An 18,530-nucleotide genomic window follows, 5' to 3' on the forward strand; every position below is an offset into this window, starting at 1 on the left:
AAACAAGAGCGTTATACTTATCCTTCGTTGCCAGGCAGGTATCTGACACAGCACTATTTTCAGCCGATACACAACCTTTTATTTAACACCGTATCTCCTGAATACAGGTAATCATTTAATGTAACCATAAGCTTTTCCTCTTTTGAAGTTATTCAACTTTCATAAACTAACAGACGATTCATGCCTTCCTGCCAGGGAGTTTCCACTTTCAAATCTACAGGTGTACATTCTTTAAAAACCTGATTCCACATTTTTATTTCCTGTTCATATACTTTATTCAAGACTTCGTCATCTCCTCATTACTTAATTCCTTTTTTTCCAAAAAGAAACTGCTCCAGATATTTTTTTCACCGACCTGCTCATTTCTCTCATTTCATCTACAGCAATCATGCTAAAGTGTGTTTGAAAAATCATTCTAACACTCTACCGCTACTTTGATCACACCATCTCTCTTATTTTCAAAAAGTTCATATGCTTCTTCGATTCTGCTAAGCGGATAGGTATGTGTGATAAGTGGTTCTGTATTAATCTTACCTTCTGCGATCAGTTTCAGGGTTTCCTCACAATCACATCCATCCACTCCACCGGTTTTAAATGTAAGGTTCTTACCATACATATCTGGAAGTGGCAAAGTCTGAGCCTTATCATAAAGTGCAACCACAGTCACTATCCCGTTTGGTCTTGCACATTCCCATGCCAGACGAAATGTAGATTCCGCTCCCGCAACCTCAAGAACTACATCAGCTCCGCCGTGATCACTATGGTCCTGGACAAAATCAAAGCATTCCTCCGGCGAGACAGTAAGAACCTCCTGATAATGTTCATTAATAAAATGAATTCTGTTTTCATCTTTTTCACACATAATAATACACTTTGGATTCTTCAGCATAACACTTAGCAAAGTGCAAATCCCTGTAGGACCGGCTCCGATGATCAGCACAGTATCCTCCTCTGTGATCTCAGAAATACGCGCAGCCCAATAACCGGTGGCAAGAACATCTCCTACCAGCAAAGCTTGTCTGTCAGTAACTCCTTCCGGAATTTTGTTCAGTCCCTGATCTGCAAAAGGCACACGCACATATTCTGCCTGACCACCATCTATACGACAGCCAAGAGCCCATCCGCCATTCTCATCTGTACAGTTATTTACATAACCTTTTTTGCAGAAAAAACATTCACCACAAAAGGTTTCTACATTTACAGTCACACGATCTCCCGGTTTTACATGAGTTACAGCACTTCCAACTGATTCAACAATACCTACCATCTCATGTCCCACAGTTATACCAGGAACTGCACGGGGAACACTTCCGTGTTTAATGTGCAGATCACTTGAACAGATACTGGCAAGCGTTACTTTTACAACTGCATCCCGTTCATGCATAAGTACTGGTTTTGGTTTTTCCATTAATTCAAATTTTCCCTTTGAAACATATGTATAAGTCTGCATTATTTTATCCCATCACTTTCCGGACCATTTTATCAGATGATCCTTCATAAATTTTAATGTTTCGTCGGCCTTTAACCAAACTGCTTCCTGTTCTTCATGGGTAACAAAAATCAATGTCTTTCCCTCAGTCTTTTTCAAAATATAATCAATTGTTTTTATTCTGGTTTTTTCATCAAGACCTCTGAGAGGTTCATCCATAATCACACAATCTGAATCAGCCAGCAATGCCCTCAGGATAGACACTCTTCTGCGCATTCCTCCGCTTAATTCACGAACCGGTTTCTGCCATACCTCAGTAAGTGCAACTGCTTTATATGCTTCCTCCAGTTCTCTGTCTGATATTGTTTTTGCGCATACCAGTCTTATATTGGAAGCAGCACTCAGATTTTCGCACAGGCGATCTTCCTGAAATACTGCACTGATCTTCCTGTCACTTATCCCTTCTATTTTTCCCTTATCCGGAATATCCAGCCCCAGAAGAAGCCGTATCAGTGTAGTTTTTCCACATCCGGATCTTCCTCTTATACAAGTGGTTTTCCCTTCTGGAAAAACACAGCACAAATCTCTCAGTATCTGCTGCTCTCCGTATGCTTTACTGACATGATCTACCTTTATATCCATATCTTTTCTCCACCTGTAACAAACCTCGTAAATAACGCATTTAAGAGAATTACCATAAATCAAAATCTCCGTTATTTATGTTCTATTATATAAACTACTCTGCTTACAATTCCAAGAAAACACTTTTCAAATACAAAACTTATCACAATGATCACAATCGTCCACGCAAAAAGATCGGGAGTATTCAGATATATTTTTGCATTATACAGTTTCTCACCAATAGAACCTGAGGGTACTCCGATAACCTCTGCTGCCACTCCTGCTTTCCAGCACATCCCAAGTGAAAGCCTGCATGCAGAAAGAAAATAAGGCAGTACCTGCGATACATAAATATATCTAATCCTTCTTTCGGGATTCACCTGAAATACTTTTGCCATTTCCAATATCTTACTGTCAGTCTGTCGTATTCCCTCAAGGATATTTGTATATATCACAGGCAGGACCATAAGAAAAGAAATAAAAACTGACAGATTTCTGGAAGGTATCCATATCAGGCACAAAATGATAAAAGACGCCACAGGTGTAGATTTGACCACTGCAATTACAGGCGCTATCAGGATTTCCACTGTTTTTGACCAATATGCCAACACTGCCAGAAAGATTCCCAGAAACATAGCCAGAAGAAATCCTGTCACAATACGCACAAAACTAAATCCAACAGACTGCCAGAAATTTCCGGTAAAAATCAGTTCAAAAAGCTTTCGGACAACAGAAACAGGAGATGCCAGAAGGATCTCCTGTCCCAAATACATACTTGCAAACTGCCAGATTGTGATCCAGAAAAACACTGCCACTATGCGGATTCCTGTATATTTTGTTCCATTGTCAGTTTTTGCTCTATCTCTTGTAATAGAATGCATCATCTGGTAACTGTCCTCCTATAATCTCAGGATTCTGCTCATCCAAAGTTGCCAGATATCCTGAAAGCATGGTTTTCATCTCATCGCCTTCAATAAATACAATACTGCAGTCAGGGATTGCTTTCTGCGCAACCTCCTTTGTAATAATGTCATGATCTCCTATGATCTGAGCCGCAGATTCTGTGTCACTGTTGACAAAATCCACAGATTCTTTATAGACATCCATAAAGTCATTTACCTTATCTGCATGATCCTGAACAAATTCATTGTTTGCAATCACAACACCTGTCACAAGTTTACTTCCGTCATCCATAGAATCTTCCCACAATTTATTCAGATCCAGGGCAACTTTCAGCTTATCGTTTTTCATCAGAGCCGTAGTTACAAAAGGCTGCGGAAGAAGTCCGACTGCTGTCTGATCCTGCACAAGTGCTGAAACCACCTCTGCGTGCTCAGACTTATATTCAACAGTCACATCTTTCTCAGGATCGATTCCATTCGCCTTAAGGACAGAATTCAGGGCATATTCCGGAGTTGCGCCTTTTCCACTGGCATATATGGTTTTTCCCTTCAGATCCTCCACAGATTTCACACTGTCTCCATTCTCCACAAGGTAAAGAACACCCAGAGTATTGACTGCCAGAACACTGACATCCTTATTTGTCTTCTGATACAATGTTGCTGCAAGATTTGCAGGAACAGCTGCAATATCAAGCTTATCCTGCACTACCATCGGAACAATCTCATCTGGAGATGCAGCAACCGTAAAATCATATCCGTCTGCATCAAGAAGCTGAGCCATTCCCATCGCAGTCGGTCCTTTCAATGCTCCTATCCGGACAGTATCCGGATCTTCTTCAGAGGCAAATACATTAATCACTCCTGTATTGCCGGTCAGCCCTGCACATATACATAAAGCCATTGTCCAAACCATTAATTTTTTTTTCATTTTTCTCCGCATCCTTTCTTTATTTGAGAATTCAAGAAGTATTTAAGTTCATGGAATTATTTTATCACACAATAAAAAATATTTAATGAAAACTTTGATATTTACCAATAATTTTTCTATTCTTTTCATAACCTGACGGCATATTTTGTTGCTTTTCCATACTGATTATTCTATAATATATAATATCTGTTTGCAATTTTTTGTTGTTATTTCTGAAACAGCAAAAATCGAAAAACATGTTGCTGAAAACGGAATGAGCAGTAACAATATCAAACGATCTCATCTATAAAATAAAATATCAGGAGTATACAGATATGGAATTGAAAAACAGAACTTTATCAAATTTCGCCGATCTTGTTCAAACCGGTGAATGCAAAAAATTCAAAGGCCGCCTGAAAGTAGGTGTGGATTTGGGTACAGCTAATACAGTTCTGGCAGTTGTAGACACTACCAACCGTCCGATTGCCGGCATATCCGCTCCCTCCCAGGCTATCAGAGACGGCGTGATCGTCAATTATTATGAATCCGTTCAGCTTGTTACACGGCTGAAGACTGAACTTGAAGAAAAACTGAAAACTGAGCTTCCTTACGCTGCAGCTGCAATCCCACCCGGAGTTTCCGAAGGAAGTTCAAAAAGTATCCAATATGTGCTGGAGGGTGCAGGTTTTGAGGTTTCCAATATCGTAGACGAACCCACCGCTGCAGCTGCTGTACTTAAGATTTCAGACGGCGCTGTAGTGGATGTAGGTGGAGGCACTACAGGAATCAGTATTCTCAAAGACAGCAAAGTAATCTACACAGACGATGAAGCTACTGGCGGCAGTCACATGACCATGACTGTAGCAGGACACTATAACATCCCATACGAAGAAGCTGAAATTTTAAAAACTGATCGTTCAAAAGAAGCTGAAATTTTCCCTGTGATCAAAGCAACTGTAGAAAAAATGGCCACGATCACTCAGAAATTTCTCACAGGCTACCAGGTACCCGCTGTATATGTTGTAGGCGGTTCCGCAAGTTTTGAAGATTTCACAGGCGTATTTGAAAAAAAGCTTGGTCTGCCTGTTTATCGTCCGGTCCATCCTCTGCTGGTAACCCCACTGGGTATCGCTTATCACTGTGATCTTCCACCGGTCACACAAAAAAAATAATCAAAACTTTTCATAAAATACTATATAAGGGGGTATTATACCATAAGAGAACTAAAAGCAACAAAAATCAATGCTGCTGGCATTTATGTCCTCTTCCTTTAAACAATGAAGTACTCCTTGCCATGATCATTCTTCCGGAATGCACTTATGCAAATGACTGCACAGTAGTAGATTTTGAAGAAAAAGACTGGTTTAAGATTACTGTCTGATATACATAAATATCCCCGGAACTCCACTGTTTTTACATGAAGTTCCGGGGATATTTTTATTGTCCGATTTTTACAATACCCCCTGCTTCTGCATTTCGGCAGACACAGAAACATACTCTTTACTGTTTTCAAGATTTCCCAGCTTTTCTTCCCATGTAAGGTTTCGTTTAATCTTTGCAGGACTTCCCATCACCAGAGAACCATCCGGTATCACTGTGTTCTTTGTCACAAGACTTCCTGCTCCTATGATACAATCCTTACCTATTCTGGCACCATCAAGAACAACCGCTCCCATTCCAATCAATGTACGGTCACCGATCATACATCCATGAAGCACAGCATTATGCCCAACTGTCACATTATTCCCAATATGTACCGGCATATTACGGCTTACATGAATCGTACAGTTTTCCTGAACATTAGATTCCTCACCAATCACGATCGGAGCATCATCGCCACGTATCACAGCATAATGAAGAACACAACTGTCACGCCCGATAGTTACATCTCCAATAACCACTGACTGCCTTGCAATTCTTGCATCTTCTGATATTTTTACACTCTTATAATCCATTTTCTGAAATACCTGCCTTCTTGATTCGGTTAAATCGCAAAATTCCGCAATATCTATAAAATGCATAATAGAATAATCAAAAATATTGGGATATATCTTTTTATATTTTTCTAGCATTCTCTGGACAACTGTACAGTTGACCCTGTAATTCTCATATAATTTTTTAAGTAAATTTTCTGAACACCTGTTAACTATCATTTGAATTATTCTCCATCCATTGTATTACTTATTTTTCCTGCCGGACTTTCTTTTTTGAATCTTCCCTTACTGTATCCCGCAGTTCTTTCATATATTCCGAAAAGCTGCATTCTTTATTTCCGTATGTCATCTGAAGATCATATTCCAGTGGAATCCAGGTAGAAAGGTCAGCCTCATTATGCTGAAAATGCCGGAATATCTCCTGTAATCGCCTCCCCCATATCATGGAATATGCACATCTGTATTACCTTATCAATATCTGCTTCCGGAAATTCATCCTGTACAAAATAAGCCATCACTGCAAGTCTCCAGCTATGCTCTGCAACACTCTCACACCTCCAGGAGGAGGTGTAAGAATGTCTGGTGTTACATTTTAATTTTTCCGCCACTTTAAGAAAATCCAGAAATGCTCGACTATCCATATCATCTTCTCCTTGTTTAATATTGCTTATTATTTTCTTTCTCAAATCCGTATACCCATTTTCCACGCAAAAACAGATATAGGAAAATTACAGAGCTGATGCTCCAGGTCAGTGGATATGCCCAGAATATCACCCGGATATCTGAGATAAGGCGGACTGCTACCGTGATATAGCTTACACGAAACAGGCACCAGTCACAAAGCATGACTATCATGGGGACTGCCGCATGACCGGATCCGCGTAGCACTGCTGCAATACAATGCGAAAATGCCAGCAGACAATAAAACAACGCAATTATTCTCGCCTGCATCACACCATAATGTATTACACTGGGATCTCTGTTAAAAGCAGCGATCAGTACCGGTGCCGCCGCATATATGATAATACCGATCAGCTCTGCAATGATCACCGAACAAATGACTCCAAATCTTGCACCTTTTTTCGCACGTTCATACTGTCTGGCACCAAGATTCTGGCTGACAAAAGTTGTCAGAGCCATTGTAAAACATGTTACCGGTAAAAAAGCAAATCCCTCTACCTTTGAATAGGAACCACAGCCTGCCATTGCCATTTTCCCAAATGCATTGATATTTGACTGTACAAAAACATTTGCAATAGCGATCACTGAATTCTGAAACCCGGACGGCACGCCATTCTGAATAATCTGTTTTAGCATATGTCTGTCAAAACGGATCATTCTCAACTCTAACCGATATTCTTCTTCCACACGCATCAGGTGGATCATACAAAGAATGGCGCTGACAAACTGAGAAATAGCTGTTGCCAGTGCAGCTGAACCAACACCCATACCAAGGCCTGCAATAAAAAAAATATCCAGTACAACATTAATGCAGGAGGAGATGATAAGATAAATCAGTGGGTGGCGACTATCTCCGACAGACTGCAGGATTCCAACAAAAATATTATACATAACAACCCCTATGGATCCTGCAAAATATGTTCGGAAATACACGATGGACTCCGGTAGCACATCGGCAGGTGTTCCCATCAGTACCAGGATCCTGGGGGCCAGAAACATTCCCATAATCGTCAACACTACACCGGCCACAAGTCCAAACGCTACCGTTGTATGGATTGCTTTCTGCAGGCAGTCCTTCATTTTTGCCCCGTAATATCTGGCAACAACAACTCCGGCTCCCATAGCAATTCCATTGATAAACCCCACCATCAAAAAAATCAGATTTCCGGAAGAACTGACTGCAGCCAACGCATTGCTTCCAAGGAAATTGCCTACGATCAGGGAATCTGCTGTATTATACAATTGCTGAAACAGATTTCCGAGAAACAGTGGAATGGCAAAAAAAATAATCTTTCCGGAGATACTTCCCTCTGTCATTCTTGAATCCTTTTTCATAATTCTTGATACCTTCCCGTTTTTTCTTTATTTTATCACACGTTTCTCAACTCCTAAAAAATATACATTGCAGAAGAATTTGAATTATCCTCCCTCAATTTACACTGCTTATTTCTATCATTATACTCAAAAACAGCAGCCTTGTATATAGCTGCTGTTTCCAAAACTATCTTTCTTCTCTTTTTCTTAATTTCATGCGTATCCATTTAAGTAGCTGAATGATTGGAAGACTGGCAAACGCATACAGATATACACATCCAAGCTGCATCAGATTCAATGTCTCCACTTTAAACAGAAGATGAAGACCCGGAACTGTCAGTACTGCTGTAATAAGTACTGCTCCAAGTGCAAATGCTCCCTGAAGCCATTTATTATTAAAGAAACGTTTTGTAAAGATAACCGGATGATCTGATTTGCAGTTGAATCCATGGAACAAACGTGCCAGACAAAGTGTTCCGAAGGCGTAAGTACTTCCGAGCAATGCGCCATTCTGGTGATATCCTGTCAAAAATCCGATCATTGTCATCACACCGATCACAAAACCTTCCAGCCCGATCTTACCAAGAAAATCCTTTGTCAGTATTGACTCGTCTGCAGATCTTGGTTTCTCATTCATCACCTCACTGCTATGAGGTTCCACACCCAGTGCGATTGCCGGAAGGCTGTCTGTCAAAAGATTGATAAACAGCAGATGCACCGGTGCAAAGGGAACCGGAAGTCCTGCAAGCGATGCACAAAGAACTGCCAGAATCGCGCCAAAGTTTCCTGACAGGAGAAACTGAATCGCATACTTGATATTCTGATATAAATTTCGCCCATTTTCCACTGCTTTTACAATTGTTGCAAAATTATCATCTGTAAGCACCATTGCTGCGGCATCCTTTGCAACCTCTGTTCCGGTCACCCCCATTGCAACACCAATGTCTGCCTGCTTCAACGCCGGAGCATCATTCACGCCATCTCCGGTCATTGCCACGATCATCCCTTTTTCCTGCCATGCACGGACAATACGGATTTTGTGCTCCGGTGACACTCTTGCATACACAGAAATATTCGGGACAAATTCCCTCAGCTGCTCATCACTCATATTTTCAATCTCAGCACCCTCACAGGCCTCCGACAGATCATGTAAAATCCCTATTCTCTTTGCAATTGCCGCTGCTGTGATCTTATGATCTCCTGTGATCATAACCGGTCTGATTCCTGCTTTTATACATTCTGCAACTGCAGCCTTTGATTCTTCCCTGGGCGGATCCATCATAGCGATCAGGCCAAGAAATACCAACTGCTTCTCATCTTCCATCGTCAATACATGGTTCTGCGTAATTTCGCGATAGGTAAATGCCAGTACCCGTAACCCTTCCATTGAAAATTCCTGATTCTGACGTTTTATTTTTTCTTTATCTGCTTCTGTAATTTCCCGAACTCCGTCTTTCGTCCAGATTTTCTCTGTCAGTTCCAGAAGCCGGTCAACAGCCCCTTTTGCGATCATCCGGTTCTCACCATCGATCCTGTGAAGTGTTGACATCATCTTACGGTCACTGTCAAAGGGAAGCTCACCTTCTCTTGGATAAAGATTTCTTACGCCTGCAGCCTCTATTCCGTATCTGCTGCCAAGATTGAGCAATGCCGTTTCCGTCGGATCTCCGATCTCCACTCCATTTTCATTTGTTGAATCATTACATAAAATGCTGTAATCCAAAAGACATCTCTGTGCCGGATCTTCCACATTAATTGCATCTGCAGTAATCCTTTTTTCATCAATATAGTAATCTTCCACTGTCATTTTGTTCTGTGTGAGCGTTCCTGTTTTATCCGAACAGATAACAGATACACTTCCAAGACCTTCCACAGCCTGAAGCTTACGAATGATTGCGTGCTCCTTTGCCATCTTCTGTGTTCCAAAAGAAAGAACGATTGTCACAATAGAACTTAATGCTTCCGGGATTGCTGCAACTGCAAGCGCTACTGTAAACATAAATGCACTACTGATTTTCTCACCACGGAATACATTGATTGCAAACAGAATTCCGCAAAATATCAGAATCAGGATGGAAAGCTTTTTTCCAAAGTCATCCAGATTCGCCTGAAGTGGCGTTTGTTTTTCAGAAGTCGATTTCAGAAGTCCCGCAATCTTTCCAACCTCTGTCTGCATACCTACATCTGTTACAACCGCTTTGCCACGCCCATATGTGACAAAGCTGCCGGAAAACAGCATGTTTGTCCGATCACCAAGGGGTGCTTCTGCCAGAATAGGGTCCATACTCTTTTCAACCGCAAGACTTTCACCTGTAAGGGCACTTTCATCGACCTTAAGGCTTGCATTTTCAATCAGTCTTCCATCTGCCGGAATCATATCTCCTGCTTCCAGCAGAATCACATCTCCCACAACCAGCTCTCTTGCCGGGAGCTGGACAGCCACACCATCACGCAATACTTTTGCTTCCGGCCCGGAAAGCTTTTTTAGACTCTGCAGTGACTGCTCAGCCTTTACTGTCTGCACAGTTCCCAAAATCGCATTAATCGTAATAACGATCACGATAACCGCTGCACTTTCCACATCTCCAAGCATACCGGATATTACCGCCGATGCAATTAAAATCAGCACCAGAAAATCCTTATACTGCTCAAAGAAAATCTGTAAAATACTTTTTTTCTTTCCTTCTGCAAGCTCATTCCATCCACACTTCTCTCTGGATCTTTTAACCTGTTCACTGGTAAGCCCTGATTCCCAGCTTTCCACGTGATCCAGAACTTCTTCTACCGTTTGCTGATAGATTTCCCTCATTGCTTTTGCCTCCTTTTTATAAACATTCAACAGCTTTTAATTTTTATGCAATGAAGGATTTTTTAATAAAATGATATAAAAAAAGAAACCCTTATTGCATAACAAAAAATGCAATAAAAGTCTCACCATTTCCTTGCAACGCCGGATGTCTCCACCGTACTGACGACACTGCAAACGCAGATTTTCAAACGTAGGTTACTCCCCTTTATTGGGTCTAATACTATAACAAAATTAATACTTCTGTCAAGATATTTTGTAAATATTCTGTTGTAATATTCTGTTGTAAATAATACTTTCATCCTGATACAGGCAAGTCTAACACACTGCTTATTGCTTTTCGCCCCCCCCCCCGCAGGGGAGTTACTTGATTCGGTTAAATATGCTATTTACAGCAGTCCTCGTAAATAATGTATTAATAAGAGGATTGCTATAGTCAGAAGGGAGATTTCAATGCCGAAAAGCATTTATAAAAATATTTATAAAGATTTAAAAAAAGGAAATAGAAAATAACACTTTTACATATCAGGAGTTTCTGCCTCCTGATTTTTAAGGAGATTGTACCAGAATAAAAATCGAAAAAACAGATACGGATGATTACTTACTGTTTTTCCACAGTTTATCATCTCTTTGCGTCAATCCATATTTTTTTAAATCCACCGTTCCATTGACAACCTCAATTCCATCTGCTTCCAGTAGCTTTTTCTGTACATCTTTACCGCCGAAGGCAAAAGCCCCTGACAGTTCTCCTCTGAAATTCACTACCCGATAACAGGGAATATGCTCCGGATCCGGATTCTTATGGAGGGCATTCCCTACCGCTCTCGACATTCTCGGATTCCCTGCCATTTCGGCAACCTGACCATAAGTTGCAACGCATCCTTTCGGAATTTGCTTCACTGCCTCATAAATCTTCTTTGTCGGGCTGTATGTTACGAGATCATAGCTTTCGGATATCATTCTTTTAATATCTTTATCCGGTACCGTCCCATTTAGAATAATGGTATTCCAATGTTCCTTATTCTGATGATAACCAGCCTGTACAGATTCATAGGCACTTCGCCAAAAATCACGCCACTCCGGATCTGCCTTTACATTCAGATTAACATAACCGTTTCGTTCATAGATCCATAAAAAAATTTTTTTGTTTTCCCTCGCTCTTACCACTTGCCAGTTCTGGTCACGGAAAGGTCTTTCCGTATATGTATTCTGAAATGATAAACCGAATTCCAACGCTGCTTCTCGTGTAATCATGCAATTTTGATTCATTTATTTCACCCTTATTCCCTGAAATTATTTCTGGCATCTTCATAATCTCTTGGAAGTCCCTCAAACAAAATTATTGCCTTATCATACTGTTCCTCTTCCATACATGATATAGCTTTCCTATACTGTTCCTGCTCTATCCTCACACGGAAAAAGTCAAGCTGTTTATCACATCTATTTTTCCCCTTCATTCGCTTCCTCTATTGTCACACTCTCCTGTACCTGCATATCCGTATACTGAACACGAATAACTGCCTGCGGCCAGTTTATGCTGACCATTGCTGTTTTGTCTTTCTCATCTCCTGCTTTCCGGATAAGCTCCAGCAATTCCTTCAGTACTTCCTTTGTCAGATAACCGCCTCTCCAGTGAAAAATAAGTACCCTGCCTTTCTTCGCCGCCTGCAAAGAACGTTTATACACATCCTCTTTCTTAGTAAAAGAAAGCTTCTTCTCCTTATAGTAAAAGTGCTCATGATCACCGCAGTGAGGCGCCGGCGCAATAAGAGGCTCATGATCCCTGAAAATCTGTGAATCATCCAGATTGAAATAATCATAGCGGATTTCAGAAGTCTCACGATCTTTCCCCAGGGTATTATCAAAGGTCGCATCCAGATGATAATATGTACCTCCTATTTTTACGATATTCCATGTGTGGCGATACTTAATCCCCTTCTCAGGATTATTTCCACAGATTGCAATCACACACCAGACTCCCAGTGCATCTAACAAAACCTTTACTGCTTTTGCGATTCCCTCACAAACACCAACGCCTTGCCCCAACGGTCCGATAATTTCATGGGAATATGATTTTTTCAGTTTGTCATAGCGGATATTTTCACAGATAAAATCATGTACATACTTCTCTTTCTCCCACTCAGACAGCTTCTGAGCCGGACGAATCAGCTTCTCAACTCTGGCAGTCATAGCCTTTTGATGTTCACAAATCTTCTTTTTATCAAAAAGATACTCCGGAATAAAAATCAGATTCGGCGAGTCTTTATAATACCGGTATTTATAACTGCTCACCCAAAATATCTCCGGATGATCCAGACGCATCTGAAAAAATACATTATAAAGTTCTTCTCCCTCTAATGCCGGAATCTGAAATTCATCCGCCAGGTTTTTCACACCACTAAGAATGCTGTGATATGCAGCCTGCTGCGCCTTATTCATATGGTTGTAATAATATTGCTCCATTGTTATCTTATCTCCAAGTTCTTCGTCACTTATAATCCCTTCCGGTACATTTCACTGATCACTGCCTGCGCATATTCAGATTCCTTTTTCTCTATTATCTGTGCCCTGTCACTTAAAATCGCCAGCATCTCATCTACCAGATCTTCGATTTTAGGATTTGTATACCGATACAAATAACCCAGCATTCTGGTTGCGGTATAATCTGTATTCATATTTTTATATGCGATCTCTGCACAAAACTCCTTCGGATAGCCCTTGCTGAGCAAAACCCTGTATAGTTCTTCTGTTCTTTCTGATGCCATGTTTTTGCCTTTCTTATCATGTTTCTGTGTCACCAGCCATCTGATTTACCTCGTTAAAAATCATATGATATAGCTATGTTTTTTCTTATAGTAACATACTCCAACTGATATTCGCAATCAGAATATGGAGCTTATTTGATATGGAAAAAGATTGTTAGTTACTGTTCACACATCACTATCCCGCGAGGTGTTTTGGCATGAATATGCCAAAATTCCATTGTCGCTGGCAATCTGGAATGAATTTTGGCTACGTTACTGTGAACGGAGTGAACAGTAACGATTGTTACAAGGCACTGAGTAAACAGTAACACAGTAACTCCAAGACTTACAAGGTTATCAACGTGACAGTAGAATGTGCGCAATAACTATGTTATACTGATAATATCTAAATGCTTCAGATATAATATCTGCCTATCTGAATCATTCAAGCCACATTCTCAGGAGGAAAAAATGTCGAAAAAAGAAATAAGTTTTACAGAAGGACCTGTGTTCCAGTCTTTGCTTCGGTTTGCTATCCCCGTACTTGGAGCATTGATCCTGCAGGCTGCGTATGGCGCAGTTGATTTGCTGATTGTTGGAAAATTCGGAAATGCCTCGAGTATTTCCGCAGTAGGAACAGGAAGTTCCTTTATGCAGATGGCTACTTTTATCATTACAAGTCTTGCAATGGGCTCCACCGTAATAATCGGGCATCACATCGGAGAACAAAAACCAAAAGAAGCAGGAAATGCGGTCGGAACTACGATCATTCTTTTTCTGATCATTGCTGTCATCATGACATTTGTACTGGAATTTGCCGCCGGAGGAATTGCGCATCTTTTACAGGCACCGGCTGAATCCTTTGACAAAACAATTCTTTATATCAGAATCTGTTCTGCCGGTATCGTTATTATCATTGCATACAATGTAATCAGCGGTGTGCTGCGAGGTGTGGGAAATGCAAACCTTCCACTTCTATTCGTAGGAATTGCCTGTGTCATAAATATTCTGGGAGATTTGCTTCTGGTTGGAGTATTTCACATGGATGTTGCAGGTGCCGCCATTGCCACTGTATTTGCACAGTTTGTCTCTGTCGTCTGTTCTGTCGTTGTATTAAGAAAGCAGGATATGCCTATAGAATTTTCCAGAGAACAATGTCGGATTTATAAGGAAGAGTTAGGGAAAATATTGAACGTAGGTGTGCCGATTGCACTTCAGGAGACAACGGTTCAGATTTCATTTCTTGTCGTAAATTCTGTTATCAATCAGATGGGTCTGATGCCATCTGCCGGATATGGAATTGCACAGAAAATCGTTTCCTTTATTATGCTGGTTCCGTCCTCTATCATGCAGAGTGTATCAGCATTTGTTGCGCAGAATATCGGTGCCGGAAAGAAAAGCCGGGCATGGAAGGGTTTTTACACTGCAATTATTACCGGATGTTCCGTTGGAATCATCATCTTTATGGTAGGATTCTTCGGAGGCGGAGTATTATCCTCTTTCTTTACCAATGATTCCGAGGTAATCGCGCAGAGTGCCGCTTACCTGAAAGGTTTCTCTGCCGACTGTATACTGACTTGTGTACTTTTCAGCAGTATCGGATATTTTAATGGCTGTGGAAAAAGTATTCCTGTTATGATCCAGGGAATCACTTCCGCATTCTGCATCCGAATTCCGGTATCTATCATTATGTCGAGATTACCGGAAACATCTCTGACTTATGTTGGAATGGCGACACCTATCACAACTGTATATGGAATTATCTTTTTTGTAATCTGTTTCCGGCTGTTAAATAAAAACTCAGCCAAATAATAAAAATGGTTTCCTGTTATCAGTTCTCTTAGTAGAGATGCTGATAACAGAAAACCATTTCCATTATTTGATTATCCTCCGATACATGAATCGCATAGAAAATTTCATTAAGATACGAATCACGTACAACTGTCAGATACCATGCCTGAATCCATAAACTTCATAATCTTATCTAAATACATTTCCATCGTCCTGTCATCGCTGCGGTAGGTCTCATGTCTGGTTCCCGGCAGGTAAACATATTCGCAGGAAGTAATTCCTCTGTGATTAATTTTCTCTGCAAATTTTCTCAATGCGTTTACAGATACAAAATCATCTCTTTCTGCCTGAAATAGCAAAACAGGTGCTGTCAGTTTTTTCCATCCATAATATTTTATGTACCAACTCATTTTTACAGACGCCAGAAGCCACCCATAAGAAGCTGCACTAACCTGGAATTTTTTATTCTCTTTACACAGCTCATTATATTTTTCGAATCTCGGTCTGGAAGTACATCCACTGATTTCGAAAGTCTCACCACCATCATAAGGCTTCTGACCAGTCACATAGTCTTCCTCCCTTCCCAAAAGGCACTTCGTCTGTGCAATAGCAATCACCAATGGCCAGGGAACATTTCCGGTAAGCAGGCGGAGCATAGGAGAATTCAATATAATCTTCTGAAACAGTTGCGGCTCCCATGCAGCTGCAATTGTGCCAATCGCCCCACCCATAGAATGTGCAAAAAGAACTAACGGCAGTTCAGGATATGTTTTTTTAATTACATGGCATATTTTCAAAAAATCTCTCACATATCGCTTCCAGGTATCTATATGTACAAGAGATGAATCTGCTGTCAGACGATAACTTTGTCCATGTCCCATATGTTCCGGCATATACACATGATATCCAGCCTTCAGAAAATAATAAATCATCTCATCATATTTCGGCGCTGCTTCTGTAAAGCCATGACTGATTATAATAACGCCTTTCGGCTTCTCTGCCAGGTAACGCTGTACATGAATTTTCCCCACTATCCCCATATCTTTTCGATGCAGATGATCCTCTGCACCAGGAATGTATCCCTCCTGACGGTGCGTTGCAAGATATGGTTCTATTTCATCATTCATTTTATACACATATTCATTCTCATGTATTATTTCCATTGTATGTACTCCTGTTACTTTTTCATAATTCTATTGCTATCTGCTTTTCACCATTCGATACATACCTGTATTATAATCTTTACTGGTGCCTGTTAATAATCCCATTAATCTTTTTCTCATTATAAAATACCAGTATAATTCCACCTATACAACAGAATACTGCTGCCCCAAAAGCAGCAACTCTATAACCAGTTCCCTCTGCTGCCCCTATCGTCGAGACTGCTGTAAATATCAACATAGAAATACTCTGCCCAAGTTTAAACGCAAATGTTCTCGCCGCATAAAACATTCCTTCACGATTGCTTCCTGATGTAATCGAGTCGCTCTGCGAAATATCTGCCACAACAGCCTGCGGAAGAATTCCGAAAATTGCCATAGGAAGGGCCGCCACAACTGTCAGGAGCAGTCCCTGCACCGATGCCGGAATAAAACTCATTTTTCCCATAAATCCGGTATAAAAATAAGCAAGACTAAATACTGCAAATGCGAACAAGATCATCTTTTTCTTTCCAAGTTTAGGAGTAAGCTTATTTACCGGAATATAAAATACAAGGGACAACGCTGTCATTCCCACAAAATACAGAGTTGTCATTGTTTCCGGAAGTTTCAAAAGACTGGTGACAAAAAATGGAAGACCTGTCTGAAACATGGTAAGTGCAATCCAGTAGAAAATATCAGATGCCACAAACTTGCGAAATTCTCCATTCTTAAAAGTAGCTGCAAGAGATCCAAAAACTGACTCTTTTGCAGGAACCGTATCTACATAATCCTTTTCACGGATACAAAATACCGGCACAAGCATACAGATAAACGCTATAGCCGCCATCAAAGTAAAGGTCATACGGATAGCACCAACTCTGCCAAAAGCAGGAATAAACATCCCCCATATCGTAGGTGCCAGATACGCCACTGCAGTTCCGGCAATAAATGTAAAGGAAATGACTGTGGAAATATTAAGTCTTTCCTGCTGGGTATGTCCAAGCTCCGGAATCAACGCATTATATGGTGTACAGTAAGCAGTAATGGAAAGATAGTACGCCAGAATCATAATCAGCAAAAACACTCCATTGATCCAGCTGTTTTTATTAACCGGTGACCAGAAAACCAGTACTGTAGAAAGCGCCAGCGGTAAAGATGCCCATTTCAGGAACGGAATTCTTCGCCCATTCTTTGACGTACATCTGTCAGATAAAGAGGCGATCATTGGATCTGTAAAAGCATCAAAAATCCTTCCGAAAGCTGTAATTCCGCCAATAATAGTAAATATGCCAAAGACCACCAGCCCCTGTGGAATGAACACTGTCTGTCCCTGACTGATGGCTGTCTTATCCGGCTGATAAAAATATACAAGCCAGTTAGAAATAATCCCGGACAACATCGCCCATCCAAACTGTCCGGCTGCAAACTGCCATATTTTCCCTGTTGTTAACTTTTTCACCGTGCACCTCCAGATTTCAGAACTACTACTTATTTCTTGCAAGAATCGAACTCTTTTCCAGGCATGGAAGTTCTTCTCCTTCAACAGTCGTCACAATTCCGCCTGCTTCTTCAACAATAAGTGCACCTGCCGCAAAATCCCATGGAGATAAAATAAGCTCGAAATAAATTTCCGCTCTTCCTGATGCTATGGCACATAAATCAAGTGCTGCAGATCCGCTTCGTCGGATATCAAGGCATTTTTGAAAATATTCGTAAGCTAATTCAAAGGATGCCTTCGCAAGCTCCGTATTATACGGTGATGAACCAAACAAAACAATGCTGTTTGCCAGATCATCCTTCGATACATGAATCGCATTTCCATTCATATATGCACCCTCACCGGAAATCGCATAGAAAGTTTCATTAAGATACGGATTATGCACGACTCCCATATATCTCTTTCCATTTCGAATCAATCCAATAGATACACAGCTCATATGATAATCTTTAATAAAATTGGTAGTTCCATCAATCGGATCCACCACAAAAATATATTCTGCATTTCTGTTAATCTGGCAATCCTCTTCTTCCCCCAAAAACTCCGCTTCCGGAAGAATCTCAGACAACTTTTTCTCCAGCATTTTCTGAATTTTGCAATCATACTTCGTAACAAAATTTGCTTTTCCTGCCTTATCCTTAATGCCAAAATTTTCCCTGTCCGCCTGAAGCATAACCTGTCCGCATTCTTTTGCCGCTTCAATTATTTCATTTAATATCGTATGTGGAGTTTTCTCCTTTAGTTCCATATTATCTGTCACC

The 18,530-nt window shown here is 40.7% G+C and carries 18 protein-coding genes; 2 read left to right on the forward strand and 16 right to left on the reverse strand.

The window, feature by feature from the left end; translation table 11 throughout:
- Positions 1-152: 152 nt before the first annotated feature.
- From R8695_RS11550 to R8695_RS11570, 5 genes are all read right to left on the reverse strand, one after another.
- Positions 153-281 (reverse strand): hypothetical protein, encoded by a 129-nt coding sequence (locus R8695_RS11550; protein ID WP_279238221.1) that lies wholly within the window; start codon positions 279-281, stop codon positions 153-155.
- A 134-nt stretch (positions 282-415) separates the two neighbouring features.
- Positions 416-1,450 carry an alcohol dehydrogenase gene (locus R8695_RS11555; protein WP_118508480.1) on the reverse strand — a complete coding sequence of 345 codons (1,035 nt, stop codon included), beginning with the start codon at positions 1,448-1,450 and terminating at the stop codon, positions 416-418.
- A gap of 12 nt (positions 1,451-1,462) precedes the next feature.
- Positions 1,463-2,071, reverse strand: a complete 609-nt coding sequence (locus R8695_RS11560; RefSeq protein ID WP_154780990.1) for an ATP-binding cassette domain-containing protein — start codon at positions 2,069-2,071, stop codon at positions 1,463-1,465.
- A 71-nt stretch (positions 2,072-2,142) separates the two neighbouring features.
- Positions 2,143-2,931 (reverse strand): ABC transporter permease, encoded by a 789-nt coding sequence (locus R8695_RS11565; protein WP_118508513.1) that lies wholly within the window; start codon positions 2,929-2,931, stop codon positions 2,143-2,145.
- Positions 2,909-3,880, reverse strand: coding sequence for an ABC transporter substrate-binding protein (locus tag R8695_RS11570; RefSeq protein WP_154780989.1), 972 nt, complete (start codon positions 3,878-3,880; stop codon positions 2,909-2,911). The genes R8695_RS11565 and R8695_RS11570 overlap by 23 nt, the downstream gene beginning before the upstream one ends.
- A gap of 314 nt (positions 3,881-4,194) precedes the next feature.
- Between R8695_RS11570 and eutJ the strand changes: the two genes are divergently transcribed.
- Positions 4,195-5,031 (forward strand): ethanolamine utilization protein EutJ, encoded by an 837-nt coding sequence (gene eutJ / locus R8695_RS11575; protein WP_154780988.1) that lies wholly within the window; start codon positions 4,195-4,197, stop codon positions 5,029-5,031.
- Between the two features lie 279 nt (positions 5,032-5,310).
- Here eutJ and R8695_RS11580 read toward each other — a convergent pair whose 3' ends face one another.
- The 8 genes from R8695_RS11580 to R8695_RS11615 all read right to left on the reverse strand — a co-directional run bounded on the left by R8695_RS11580 (position 5,311) and on the right by R8695_RS11615 (position 13,359).
- Positions 5,311-5,814 (reverse strand): gamma carbonic anhydrase family protein, encoded by a 504-nt coding sequence (locus R8695_RS11580; protein WP_118508512.1) that lies wholly within the window; start codon positions 5,812-5,814, stop codon positions 5,311-5,313.
- A 374-nt stretch (positions 5,815-6,188) separates the two neighbouring features.
- Positions 6,189-6,434: an HD domain-containing protein gene (locus R8695_RS17520; protein WP_330585320.1), complete on the reverse strand. Its 246-nt coding sequence runs from the start codon at positions 6,432-6,434 to the stop codon at positions 6,189-6,191.
- A 16-nt stretch (positions 6,435-6,450) separates the two neighbouring features.
- Positions 6,451-7,809, reverse strand: a complete 1,359-nt coding sequence (locus R8695_RS11590) for an MATE family efflux transporter (protein WP_154780987.1) — start codon at positions 7,807-7,809, stop codon at positions 6,451-6,453.
- A 166-nt stretch (positions 7,810-7,975) separates the two neighbouring features.
- Positions 7,976-10,597 carry a cation-translocating P-type ATPase gene (locus R8695_RS11595; protein ID WP_154780986.1) on the reverse strand — a complete coding sequence of 874 codons (2,622 nt, stop codon included), beginning with the start codon at positions 10,595-10,597 and terminating at the stop codon, positions 7,976-7,978.
- Between the two features lie 594 nt (positions 10,598-11,191).
- Positions 11,192-11,848 (reverse strand): methylated-DNA--[protein]-cysteine S-methyltransferase, encoded by a 657-nt coding sequence (locus R8695_RS11600; protein ID WP_154781003.1) that lies wholly within the window; start codon positions 11,846-11,848, stop codon positions 11,192-11,194.
- 26 nt (positions 11,849-11,874) lie between these two features.
- A complete protein-coding gene (locus R8695_RS11605) occupies positions 11,875-12,051 on the reverse strand; it encodes a hypothetical protein (RefSeq protein WP_154780985.1) in 177 nt (58 codons plus the stop codon).
- Positions 12,035-13,057, reverse strand: a complete 1,023-nt coding sequence (locus R8695_RS11610; protein WP_020994048.1) for a transglutaminase domain-containing protein — start codon at positions 13,055-13,057, stop codon at positions 12,035-12,037. Before R8695_RS11610 ends, R8695_RS11605 begins: the two co-directional genes overlap by 17 nt.
- Positions 13,058-13,086: 29 nt before the next feature.
- The gene (locus R8695_RS11615) at positions 13,087-13,359 is read right to left on the reverse strand and encodes a hypothetical protein (protein ID WP_154780984.1); all 273 of its coding nucleotides are present in this window, start codon (positions 13,357-13,359) and stop codon (positions 13,087-13,089) included.
- Between the two features lie 450 nt (positions 13,360-13,809).
- Between R8695_RS11615 and R8695_RS11620 the strand changes: the two genes are divergently transcribed.
- The gene (locus tag R8695_RS11620) at positions 13,810-15,150 is read left to right on the forward strand and encodes an MATE family efflux transporter (protein ID WP_022380953.1); all 1,341 of its coding nucleotides are present in this window, start codon (positions 13,810-13,812) and stop codon (positions 15,148-15,150) included.
- A 119-nt stretch (positions 15,151-15,269) separates the two neighbouring features.
- Here R8695_RS11620 and R8695_RS11625 read toward each other — a convergent pair whose 3' ends face one another.
- The 3 genes from R8695_RS11625 to R8695_RS11635 all read right to left on the reverse strand — a co-directional run bounded on the left by R8695_RS11625 (position 15,270) and on the right by R8695_RS11635 (position 18,517).
- Positions 15,270-16,292 (reverse strand): alpha/beta fold hydrolase, encoded by a 1,023-nt coding sequence (locus R8695_RS11625; protein WP_154780983.1) that lies wholly within the window; start codon positions 16,290-16,292, stop codon positions 15,270-15,272.
- Between the two features lie 79 nt (positions 16,293-16,371).
- Positions 16,372-17,730 carry an MFS transporter gene (locus R8695_RS11630; RefSeq protein WP_167829787.1) on the reverse strand — a complete coding sequence of 453 codons (1,359 nt, stop codon included), beginning with the start codon at positions 17,728-17,730 and terminating at the stop codon, positions 16,372-16,374.
- Between the two features lie 25 nt (positions 17,731-17,755).
- Positions 17,756-18,517: an inositol monophosphatase family protein gene (locus R8695_RS11635; RefSeq protein ID WP_154780982.1), complete on the reverse strand. Its 762-nt coding sequence runs from the start codon at positions 18,515-18,517 to the stop codon at positions 17,756-17,758.
- Positions 18,518-18,530 lie beyond the last annotated feature (13 nt).

It is taken from the genome of Blautia luti, assembly GCF_033096465.1.
GTDB classification, from domain to species: Bacteria; Bacillota; Clostridia; order Lachnospirales; family Lachnospiraceae; genus Blautia_A; species Blautia_A luti.

Bases quoted from the DNA above. Each gene is read 5' to 3' on its own strand.
- R8695_RS11590 (WP_154780987.1), bottom strand. From the start codon at position 7,809: ATGAAAAAGGATTCAAGAATGACAGAGGGAAGTATCTCCGGAAAGATT.
- R8695_RS11595 (WP_154780986.1), bottom strand. From the start codon at position 10,597: ATGAGGGAAATCTATCAGCAAACGGTAGAAGAAGTTCTGGATCACGTG.
- R8695_RS11635 (WP_154780982.1), bottom strand. From the start codon at position 18,517: ATGGAACTAAAGGAGAAAACTCCACATACGATATTAAATGAAATAATT.
- R8695_RS11610 (WP_020994048.1), bottom strand. From the start codon at position 13,057: ATGGAGCAATATTATTACAACCATATGAATAAGGCGCAGCAGGCTGCA.
- R8695_RS17520 (WP_330585320.1), bottom strand. From the start codon at position 6,434: ATGGATAGTCGAGCATTTCTGGATTTTCTTAAAGTGGCGGAAAAATTA.
- R8695_RS11625 (WP_154780983.1), bottom strand. From the start codon at position 16,292: ATGGAAATAATACATGAGAATGAATATGTGTATAAAATGAATGATGAA.
- R8695_RS11555 (WP_118508480.1), bottom strand. From the start codon at position 1,450: ATGCAGACTTATACATATGTTTCAAAGGGAAAATTTGAATTAATGGAA.
- R8695_RS11620 (WP_022380953.1), top strand. From the start codon at position 13,810: ATGTCGAAAAAAGAAATAAGTTTTACAGAAGGACCTGTGTTCCAGTCT.
- R8695_RS11565 (WP_118508513.1), bottom strand. From the start codon at position 2,931: ATGCATTCTATTACAAGAGATAGAGCAAAAACTGACAATGGAACAAAA.
- R8695_RS11605 (WP_154780985.1), bottom strand. From the start codon at position 12,051: ATGAAGGGGAAAAATAGATGTGATAAACAGCTTGACTTTTTCCGTGTG.
- R8695_RS11580 (WP_118508512.1), bottom strand. From the start codon at position 5,814: ATGGATTATAAGAGTGTAAAAATATCAGAAGATGCAAGAATTGCAAGG.
- R8695_RS11600 (WP_154781003.1), bottom strand. From the start codon at position 11,848: ATGATTACACGAGAAGCAGCGTTGGAATTCGGTTTATCATTTCAGAAT.
- R8695_RS11560 (WP_154780990.1), bottom strand. From the start codon at position 2,071: ATGGATATAAAGGTAGATCATGTCAGTAAAGCATACGGAGAGCAGCAG.
- eutJ (WP_154780988.1), top strand. From the start codon at position 4,195: ATGGAATTGAAAAACAGAACTTTATCAAATTTCGCCGATCTTGTTCAA.
- R8695_RS11570 (WP_154780989.1), bottom strand. From the start codon at position 3,880: ATGAAAAAAAAATTAATGGTTTGGACAATGGCTTTATGTATATGTGCA.
- R8695_RS11615 (WP_154780984.1), bottom strand. From the start codon at position 13,359: ATGGCATCAGAAAGAACAGAAGAACTATACAGGGTTTTGCTCAGCAAG.